Origin of the sequence: Mucilaginibacter sp., from assembly GCF_039207105.1 — a bacterium.
Taxonomy (GTDB): Bacteria; Bacteroidota; Bacteroidia; order Sphingobacteriales; family Sphingobacteriaceae; genus Mucilaginibacter.
Window position 1 is genome coordinate 1 of record NZ_JBCECK010000236.1, and the last position, 5,495, is coordinate 5,495.

Here is a 5,495-nt window from a genome sequence, read left to right on the forward strand (position 1 = left end):
TTGTCGATCTTTTTAGTGGTCGGTTTTTTTGGCGCTCCCATTGTAACGGATTTTATTTGTAAAACTTTATCAATATAAATTAAACAGGCCTGAGAGTATCAATTTTGCAGCGTACTTCTGTCGGCTAATTCAGTAGTAAAAATAATTAAAATCATTTTTATTAAAAATATCTTTTAAAATTATTCTGTTTGCTCGCCAATAGCAACTGTGGCAGTTGTAAAATCCTTAATTTGAGGTAATTCATCAATGCTGTTTATCCCAAAATAATCCATGAACATGTTACTGGTTCCGTATAAAATGGGTTTTCCAATCCCTTCCGACTTCCCAATTATAGCAATCAGCTCTTTTTCGAGCAGCTTTTGTATCGAATAGTCGCAGTTTACACCGCGTATTTGTTCAACATCAGTTTTGGTTACCGGTTGCTTGTAGGCTATAATGGCTAATGTTTCCAAAGCCGCCTGGGTCAGTTTCTTTTTAGAGCGTTGCAGCTGTAATAAATTAATTACGGCATGATATTTCTTCTTGGTAAAAAACTGGTAGCCATTGTTGACTTTTACCAACTCAAGGGCCAGGCTATCGTCATTATATTTATTTTGAATGGCGGTTATGCTTTCGGTAACCTCTTCAATAGTAAAATCGCGCTCAAAGGCGGCCTGCAGGCAGTACATGATCTCCTCTACACGAATACCCTGTTCCGACGCGAAAATTAATGCCTCAATATGGTGCTCCATGTTAAGTTTTGGGTTTTGAGTAATGAGTTTTGAGTTTGTTTATCAAGATATGAATACTACTCAAAACTCAGTACTGCTTACTTAAAACTAATAATTTATAACCTGTTCTTCAATTTCGGCGGGGATATCGCGCCAATCGTATTTTTGAGTACGCAGTTGCGGTTCAAAACCGGCTTCTTTGATTGATTCCTGTATACCTTTGGCGGTAAACCTGTGCGGCGCGCCGGCAGCAGATACCACATTCTCTTCAATCATGATCGACCCAAAATCATTAGCTCCCGCATGCAGACAAAGTTGTGCTACCTGCTTACCAACGGTTAACCACGAAGCCTGGATATTTTTGATATTAGGCAGCATAATACGGCTTAGGGCAATCATGCGGATATACTCATCGCCGGTTACGTTATTGGTGATGCCCCTTACTTTACGCAGCAAGGTGCCATCATCCTGGAAAGGCCAGGGTATAAAGGCCACAAAGCCGTGAGCACCTTCAGGTTTTTCTGATTGTACCTCACGTATCCAAACCAAGTGCTCAAAGCGTTCCTCAATAGTTTCAATATGGCCAAACATCATAGTTGCAGAAGTTGGCAGGTTAAGTTGATGGGCCGCCCGCATTACGTCAAGCCACTCCTGACCACCGCATTTGCCTTTTGATATCAGGCGGCGAACACGATCGTTCAGGATCTCGGCACCGGCACCGGGTAATGAATCTAAACCGGCTTCCTGCATGGCCCGCAGAACATCAATATGAGCCATTCCTTCCAGTTTGGCTACGTGCGCAATTTCCGGCGGACCTAAGGAATGCAGTTTTAGCTTAGGATATAGTTGTTTCAATTCCCTGAACAGGTCGGTATAAAACTGTAATCCAAGATCCGGGTGATGGCCTCCTTGCAGCAGCAGCTGGTCGCCGCCGTAACGGAAGGTTTCCTCGATCTTCTTTTTATAAGTTTCAATATCGGTGATATAGCTATCCTCGTGGCCAGGCCTGCGGAAAAAATTACAAAACTTGCAATTGGCTATACAAACATTGGTAGTGTTCACATTTCGGTCTATCTGCCAGGTTACTTTGCCATGCGGAACCTGCTTTTTGCGCAGTTCATTGGCAGTATACATCAGATCGGCAGTAGAGGCATTGTTATATAGGTAAACGCCCTCGTCCTGGGTTAAAAATTCAAACCGCAAAGCGCGTTGCAACAGATCGGCTGTGTTCATTTAACAAAGATAAAGCTTTAAAATTTGAATAGTTTAATATGAGCTCTAAGATTGACAAATTAATGAGGCATACATTTTATAAACAATCTATCGCCTTTGATACCCAAAACTTTTTAAAATTTTATTTTAACATAAAACCGATCAAAAATACTTCAGATTTGATCGAAAAATAACCAAAATAGGATGAAAAAACATTGTTTTGCTTCATTTTGATTCATTTTTTGACGGTTTTATAAGCTTTGAAAAGTATTAAATTATTGATATATAGTATGTTGTTGTTTTTTTCTGAAGATTCTCTGGCTTTATTCTCCTTAACCAAGCAGCCCCATTTTCTGATTAGAGAAAACAGGGCTGTTGATTATTGTAAATATACCTAATATTCGGCATTGTTTAAAATTATCATGGCTGGCTTTACTTTAATACCGTCGGAGGTAAACATTAATACCTTATTATCCGTTGATTTAAAATAACCGCACAAACTTTTAAAAACATGAATACCGTACCTGAAATTGCCAACCGTTTAGCTTCATTGTGTAACGATCTTGAATTTGTTGAAGCCTATACCGAATTATTTGCCGATGACGCCGTGAGCATTGATCCGAATAATAATAACGAGCCCATTGTTGGCCTCCATAACCTGATTGAACGTGAAAAACAATTTCTGGAAAAAGTAGAAATCCACAATATTAATGTATCTGAGGCCATTTTTGCCGGGAGCTATTTCAGCCTGGTTTTCTCGATGAGCTTCACCGTAAAGGGAGTAGGTGATAAGCAGGTGGAAGAGCTTTGCGTATATAAAGTTGAGAACGGCAAAATTGTAAGTCAGCAGTTTTTTATGAGTTGATATTAAAAGACTTACGAAGTTTTAAAAACTTCGTAAGTCTTATTCCCAGTTGATCGTGTAGTCTAAAGACTATCTGCATAATAGTCCGAAGTCGGAAACTTCGGACATCAACGTCATAGAAACTTGTACCATAATTGTGCAACAATCCTAAATCAGTGTACTTCATCAGTCCACATACCTTTAAATTGTACTGCATCATTAACTAAGGTTATTGATCTTGTGCCTGTGTCAATTGATACAAAACCACTTTTCTGTGAATTTACTGTAGTGGTCAATTTCGAAAAGGGTCTTGTAATTATCAAGGTCCTTTGTGGGATCTCTACCAAAGTATCTTTAAATTCTTTGCTAAATTTCTTAACGCCCTTATAGTAGTCTATAAATAGAATCTTTTTTATTTTTTTGGGGTAATTATAATAACGCCATGATCCTGGATATCCGAGGGAATCATTCCCTTTGGCATCCCAAATAATTTCATTATTTATTGTTATCACAATCCTTTCCTGAGGTTGTATTTCTGGGGCGATGATGGAAAAGTTACCGCTATTCTTTTTGCTAACTCTATAACTATCAGCTTGTTTATGCTTACTGCATCCTATCAAGAAAATAAACGATAGTAGCAAATACAAATATTTTTTCATCGTTTTTTTCCTAAATAAAGTTGTACTTGAAAATAGCTAAAAAAACTTACTAAGTTTTTAAACTTTGTAAGTTTTATTCCTGTGTAAATTACTTTGCTACTTCCAAGCTTGCAAAAAGCAGTGTTTTTAAACTACCATCTGCCAAAGTATGTTTTGTTAAAAAACGCTATCGTTGTTGTGGAGCTTTGTTTACGATTGCAACCAAGCACTAAACATACCATACAAATACTCAAATATTTAATTACTTTCATACTCTCTGATAGCCTTCTTATCTTCATTATATGATTTATTAAATTTAGTCGTGTTATTCAATATTGCTGCTCCAAGCGAGACGCTTGCGGTAGCGTGAGATAAGTATTTTTAATTGATTGCTTTCCAATCTATAGTATCATGATCTTCAAAATAGTTTGCAATCAAATCTATATTATGAAGCTCAGGTTCGACTTTAACCCCCATGTTTTTTAAATAATCAATATAGCCCTGGTGGTTTGCAAAGCCTTTTTCAATTTGTTTTGCAGGAATTATAATATGCCATGACTGTTTCACATCAACACCATGAAGTATGGAATTGATACCATACAACAAGATTACACCATTTACCACATTCGCTTTTTTTATATTTTGAAAGCCCGTATCGCCATCAAGCCCTTTCAAATTCATACTCCAGCCAAGATCTTTGGATATAATGACAGCCTCGTAAGGTTTAACAAAAGGTAATCTGGCAGAATCCCATTCGCCTTTCTCGGTGTAAAACGTATCTGTGTTTGGATTTTTATGAGATGAGTGCAAACAAGAACACACTAATAGTATTAATGAGGATAAGAAAATTGGTAACCTCCTGAATTTTATATTCATTGATATATAGTTTAGGTGGTTATAATATACAAACTAAAAGGAAACTTTTTTTTAAAAGCCCGCAAAAATCTCGCTTTGGCCTTTGCTTCATACTTGCACTAAAATAGTGGAGACCAGTTATGCAAAAAAGATGTCATTGCGAGCGAAGCGTGGCAATCGCGAACTTTACAGAACGGTTCTGTATTGTTTCGCGATTGCTTCGTCGTTCCTCCTCACAGCAATGACATGAAACTAATTCTTGGTTACTGCCCACTACTTCACCTTCAACATATTATTCTTTCTGTCCAGATCAGGCAATGCATTATCCGGGTCGATGGTTACGCTTTCGGCTTCCTGGGTGCTGGGTAGCGTGAGGGTGATCTGTTTGTTTTGCAGCCAGGTTTCAACCGGTAGGTAGGTGCGGGTTTTGCTGCCATCTTTGTATTTTACTTCTATCGTAAATGGCATAGGCAGTTTTTCTTTGTTTACTACCGTGATGCTTACACCCTTGCCTGTTTTGTCATCTACAGGCTTAGCGTCTATCAAAGCCAGATCCAGCGACCAGTTATTATAGAACCAGCCTTTCCAGAACCAGCTCAGATCTTCGCCCGCGCCGTTTTCAATCGAGCGGAAAAAGTCGTCAGGCTGCGGATGTTTATAGGCCCACTGGTGTATGTAATTGCGGAAAGCGTAATCAAATTTATCCTTACCTAAAATTTGCTCGCGCAGCAGCACCAGGCCAAAGGCCGGTTTAAAATAGGTGAGGGGATGGCGGTATTTTTCGGGAATGGCATCGGGCGTGGTCATGATACTTGGCGATCTCGGGTCAGTAATTGATGGGATAATTTCGTCGGCTGGGTTACCGCCGCCGGGTGCATATTCACCATCGCGTTTGGGGGCATACTCGCCTTTGTTAAACGCGTCTGACGCGTAAACATCAATAAAAGTATTTAGCCCTTCATCCATCCAGGCAAAGCGGCGCTCGTCCGATCCTACAATCATCGGAAACCAGTTGTGGCCAATTTCGTGCGCGGTTACCCAATACAACTCGCTGCCTTTGTCGGTAATGCCATCAAACACAATACCAGGGTACTCCATACCACCCGCAATACCGGCCTCATTCACCGCGACCGGATAAGGGTACACAAACCATTTTTCTGAAAAATACTCGATAGATTTTTTCAGGTATTCGGTAGCGCGGCCCCAGGCATCGTTACCATAGCTTTCGGCAGGGTA

The 5,495-nt window shown here is 39.6% G+C and carries 6 protein-coding genes; 1 reads left to right on the forward strand and 5 read right to left on the reverse strand.

The features are described 5' to 3' along the window. Positions 1-179: 179 nt before the first annotated feature. Positions 180-731 carry an SMC-Scp complex subunit ScpB gene (gene scpB, locus AAGC65_RS24525; protein ID WP_343115098.1) on the reverse strand — a complete coding sequence of 184 codons (552 nt, stop codon included), beginning with the start codon at positions 729-731 and terminating at the stop codon, positions 180-182. Between the two features lie 87 nt (positions 732-818). Then, on the reverse strand, positions 819-1,943 hold the full coding sequence (gene mqnC / locus AAGC65_RS24530) for a cyclic dehypoxanthinyl futalosine synthase (RefSeq protein WP_343115099.1): 1,125 nt from the start codon (positions 1,941-1,943) through the stop codon (positions 819-821). A 490-nt stretch (positions 1,944-2,433) separates the two neighbouring features. On the opposite strand from mqnC, the gene AAGC65_RS24535 reads away from it, so the two are divergent. Further along, positions 2,434-2,787 (forward strand): nuclear transport factor 2 family protein, encoded by a 354-nt coding sequence (locus AAGC65_RS24535; RefSeq protein WP_343115100.1) that lies wholly within the window; start codon positions 2,434-2,436, stop codon positions 2,785-2,787. A gap of 152 nt (positions 2,788-2,939) precedes the next feature. Here the strand turns inward: AAGC65_RS24535 and AAGC65_RS24540 are convergent, their stop codons facing one another. From AAGC65_RS24540 to AAGC65_RS24550, 3 genes are all read right to left on the reverse strand, one after another. Further along, positions 2,940-3,425 (reverse strand): hypothetical protein, encoded by a 486-nt coding sequence (locus AAGC65_RS24540; RefSeq protein WP_343115101.1) that lies wholly within the window; start codon positions 3,423-3,425, stop codon positions 2,940-2,942. 360 nt (positions 3,426-3,785) lie between these two features. After that, positions 3,786-4,280, reverse strand: a complete 495-nt coding sequence (locus AAGC65_RS24545; protein WP_343115102.1) for a hypothetical protein — start codon at positions 4,278-4,280, stop codon at positions 3,786-3,788. Between the two features lie 252 nt (positions 4,281-4,532). Continuing rightward, positions 4,533-5,495, reverse strand: a 963-nt coding sequence (locus AAGC65_RS24550) for a M1 family aminopeptidase (RefSeq protein WP_343115103.1), incomplete at its 5' end; no start/stop codon positions are given.

Bases quoted from the DNA above. Each gene is read 5' to 3' on its own strand.
- AAGC65_RS24540 (WP_343115101.1), bottom strand. From the start codon at position 3,425: ATGAAAAAATATTTGTATTTGCTACTATCGTTTATTTTCTTGATAGGA.
- AAGC65_RS24535 (WP_343115100.1), top strand. From the start codon at position 2,434: ATGAATACCGTACCTGAAATTGCCAACCGTTTAGCTTCATTGTGTAAC.
- AAGC65_RS24545 (WP_343115102.1), bottom strand. From the start codon at position 4,280: ATGAATATAAAATTCAGGAGGTTACCAATTTTCTTATCCTCATTAATA.
- scpB (WP_343115098.1), bottom strand. From the start codon at position 731: ATGGAGCACCATATTGAGGCATTAATTTTCGCGTCGGAACAGGGTATT.
- mqnC (WP_343115099.1), bottom strand. From the start codon at position 1,943: ATGAACACAGCCGATCTGTTGCAACGCGCTTTGCGGTTTGAATTTTTA.